Here is a 3,378-nt window from a genome sequence, read left to right as displayed (position 1 = left end):
GCGCCAGCATCCTTGCCCCAGATCCAGCCGATGGCCAGGGCACCCACCAGCAGCACGATGGCCTTGCCTGCGAGCACCTCTTTGGCCAAGCGCTTCCACTGGGTGTCCCGGTTGATGCCTTTGGCCAACAGAACGCCGATGATGATGGCAGGGAATTCCAGGAACACCAGGAACACCGAGAGGTAACCTTCGTAGGGAATGGCTTGTCGGGTGAGAAACGACGTACCCACTGCAAACGTGACCACCGACACCGAGCCATAGTGGGCCGAGATGGACGCCGCGTCCGGGTGTGGCAAGCGCCCCATGCGATGCAATATCTGGTAGCCCACCAGCGGTGTCACTGCGCTGAACACCACCACTGCCACGATGGGTACGATGAGTTGCGCGACAGGAATCTGCGACAACTCAAAACCACCCTTCAAGCCGATGGCAATGAGCAGGTAGATGATTAGCGCATCCGTCAGCCCCCCGGAGAGCTTGAGATCCGATCCGAACGCACCCGCCAGGAGACCCAACACGAAAAAGCCGACAACGGGATCAATGCTCATAGCTCTTATACCTGCGACCGGTTCCTACACACGCTACTGGACCAGAGGCGAATCGGCTCCATTCAGCGCAATGCCCTCGATGTCTGCCTCCCCTACCAGCAGACTCATGTACTGGTGCAAGGCCCTGGCGCGAGATTGCAGAGTCAGCAAGGCGGCGATACGTTCGCGCACATCTTCATAGGCGGGCTCCACGCCGCTGCGGCGCTCCAGCACATCGATGATGTGAAAGCCGAAGCGGGTGTGAAAAAGACGCGGGTGCACCCCCGTGCCGCTCTGCGTGTGCTGCACATGGAACAGCTCCCTGGCCAGTTCCGGCGCGCAATCATCCGGGCCGATCCAGCCCAGGTCGCCACCCTGCGCGCTGCTGGGGCAGTTAGACAGCTCGGCGGCAAGTTGCGCAAAACGCTCCGGATGGACGCTTTTGTGTGAGAGTTCCAGCAAGGCGCGTTCGGCATGCACCGCCAGCGCCTGGACATTGACCCCCGGCGTGACGGCAAACAGGATGTGCCGGACATGCAGGGCCTGGCCCACCACAAACTGCGGTTTGTGCGCGTCGTAGTAGCGCTGGCCTTCCTCTGCGGTGGGTTTGGGGCTGGTCACCTGCTGGTCCACCATGGCCTCGATGATCAGACGCCCGGCCTCGGTGACTTCGGGCGCGGTCGGACCGGCGTGGTCCGGCAGCAGGCCTTGCCGAACTGCCTGCTGGCGCAGCAGCTCGGTGTAGGCCAGCTCGCGCAGCGCTTCCACGTCGGGCGACTGGCCCGGCGCATGTAAGGCCACGCCATTGATGCGGGCGATGGGCGTCGCCAGCGGGGCGGATACAGAGGCGCATTGGCAGCTGCTGCTGCCGCAGCCGTGCGACGTCGCAGCGGCTGTCAAGGTCAAATCACTCATGAAATACTCCTGGCGGTTCAACTGGATTTCTGGCGATGGTCCGGCGTCCGGGCAGGGATACCCAGGCGGCGACTGCGCACAATCTGGTGCGGGCGGAACAGGTAAGCGACCGTACCGAAGCCACTCCAGACATGCACCAGACGGCTGAACGGAAACAGCAGAAAAATTGTCATGCCAAACACAATGTGAAAGCGGTAAGGCCAGGGTAGAACCGCGAGGGCCGCAGAATCCACCTCGCGCAGGGTCAGAATACGCTGCGCCCAGTCGGCCAGAATCAGCATCACGCTGCCGTCAGCATGCCCCCAGGAATACGGCAAGGTGATCAGACCCACCACCAGCTGCACCCACAGGATCAGCAATATCGCCAGGTCGGTGGCATGGCTGGTGTAGCGGATGCGCGGATCGAAGATGCGCCGATAGATCAGCATCGACAGGCCGATGAAACAGATGAAGCCGGCAATACCACCCGCGTAGATCGCCATCCTTTGCTTCATGGCGGCATCCATGAACACGCCGTACACCGCATGCGGTGTCAACAAGCCGACAAGATGGCCGAAGAACAGGAACAGGATGCCGACGTGGAAGAGGTTGCTGCCCCAGCGCAGCAGCCCCGTGCGCAGCAGCTGCGATGAGTCACTTTTCCAGGTGTACTGGTCGCGGTCAAAGCGGATCAGGCTGCCCAGCAGAAACACCGTCAGGCAGATGTAAGGATAGACCCCAAAGAGGAATCCGTGAAGTCCGGTGCTCATGCTTGTGCTCCCTGTGAAGGCCGTGCCCGGCCTGCGCGGGGCACGATGTGAATCGGTTGCGGCTGGCCCGGCTTGGCCTGTCCTTTGGATGAGCAGCCGTCAAAAACCACAGGCTCTTCCCAGACGGTGTCTATCGGCTCTTCGGTGGCAATCTGGACCGGCTGGGCTTTTTCGCCAGCCAGTTCCAGCAGCGCGCCCAACACGGCGGCGTAAGCGCTTTCGCGTTGCTGCAGCGCTGCAAAAATCGCATTGAAGATATGTGCCATCTCGGCCAGAAACTCGCGCGCTTCGCGTGGCGGCTGGGTCGAGGTGAACTCCAGCAGCACGGGCAGGAAATCAGGCATCTCGCCTTCGGCCAGGTACATGCCGGCTTTCTCGTAGGTTTGTGCCAGATCAATCATGGCCGGTCCGCGATCACGCGAGTCGCCATGCACATGTTCAAACAGGTGCAGCGAGGTGGCGCGGCCACGGTCAAACAGCTCGACATACGCGACTTCGGTCTCCAGCGGCGCTGCCAGCAACAGCGCGTCGATCAGGGCATCCAGCTCGGCCAGCCGCTGTGGTGCCAGCGCGCGCTCTGCATGCAGAGCCTCACGCATAGTCGCGAGGTGATCGCGCAGCTCGGCGTCGGGGTAGGCCAGCAAGCGGGCCAACACGCGCAGGGTTTTTGAAGCCACCGGGGGGGGGTTGAAAAGTGCCATGGTTCAGACCTCTACCTTGATGGGAATGGTGCGTTTCTTGTTGCTGCCAAACAGGCTGACGTCGCTGGCGCCATCGGAGCAACCGTTGCCAAACGTAAAGCCGCAGCCGCCCCGCATGTCAAAGGTGTTCTCGGCATACTCGCGGTGGCTGCTGGGGATCACAAAACGGTCTTCGTAGTTGGCAATGGCCATGATCTGGTACATGTCCTCGACCTCGGCCACGGTCAGGCCGGCCTGCCCAAGCACTGCCAGGTTCTGCACCTGGTCCACATGTTTGCTGCGCTGGTAAGAACGCATGGCCAGCATGCGCTGCAAGGACCGGATCACCGGCGCGGTGTCGCCGGCCGTCAGCAGATTCGCCAGGTACTGCACGGGTATCCGCATCTGCGCAATGTCGGGCAACTCACCGTTGATGCCGATGTGACCGGCGTTGGCGGCCGAGGTGATCGGCGACAGCGGCGGCACATACCAGACCATGGGCAGCGT

4 protein-coding genes and 1 pseudogene are annotated in these 3,378 nt (G+C 62.1%); all 5 read right to left on the bottom strand.

Going from position 1 to position 3,378, the window contains the following annotated elements; translation table 11 throughout:
* Nucleotides 1–548, bottom strand: a 548-nt coding sequence (locus ACESMT_RS08000; protein WP_372826039.1) for a sodium-dependent bicarbonate transport family permease, incomplete at its 3' end; no start/stop codon positions are given.
* Nucleotides 549–581: 33 nt separating this feature from the next.
* On the bottom strand, nt 582–1,442 hold the full coding sequence (locus ACESMT_RS07995) for a peptidylprolyl isomerase (RefSeq protein ID WP_372826038.1): 861 nt from the start codon (nt 1,440–1,442) through the stop codon (nt 582–584).
* A 17-nt stretch (nt 1,443–1,459) separates the two neighbouring features.
* A complete protein-coding gene (narI, locus tag ACESMT_RS07990; protein WP_372826037.1) occupies nt 1,460–2,191 on the bottom strand; it encodes a respiratory nitrate reductase subunit gamma in 732 nt (243 codons plus the stop codon).
* Nucleotides 2,188–2,892 (bottom strand): nitrate reductase molybdenum cofactor assembly chaperone, encoded by a 705-nt coding sequence (narJ, locus tag ACESMT_RS07985; RefSeq protein WP_372826036.1) that lies wholly within the window; start codon nt 2,890–2,892, stop codon nt 2,188–2,190. The genes narI and narJ overlap by 4 nt, the downstream gene beginning before the upstream one ends.
* A 3-nt stretch (nt 2,893–2,895) precedes the next feature.
* A pseudogene (narH, locus tag ACESMT_RS07980) lies at nt 2,896–3,378 on the bottom strand (nitrate reductase subunit beta); the annotation flags it as partial.

The organism is Polaromonas sp., assembly GCF_041689105.1.
Lineage (GTDB): Bacteria > Pseudomonadota > Gammaproteobacteria > Burkholderiales > Burkholderiaceae_C > Polaromonas.
Note: the sequence above shows the minus strand (reverse complement) of the source record. Positions and strands in the feature narration are given on the sequence as shown.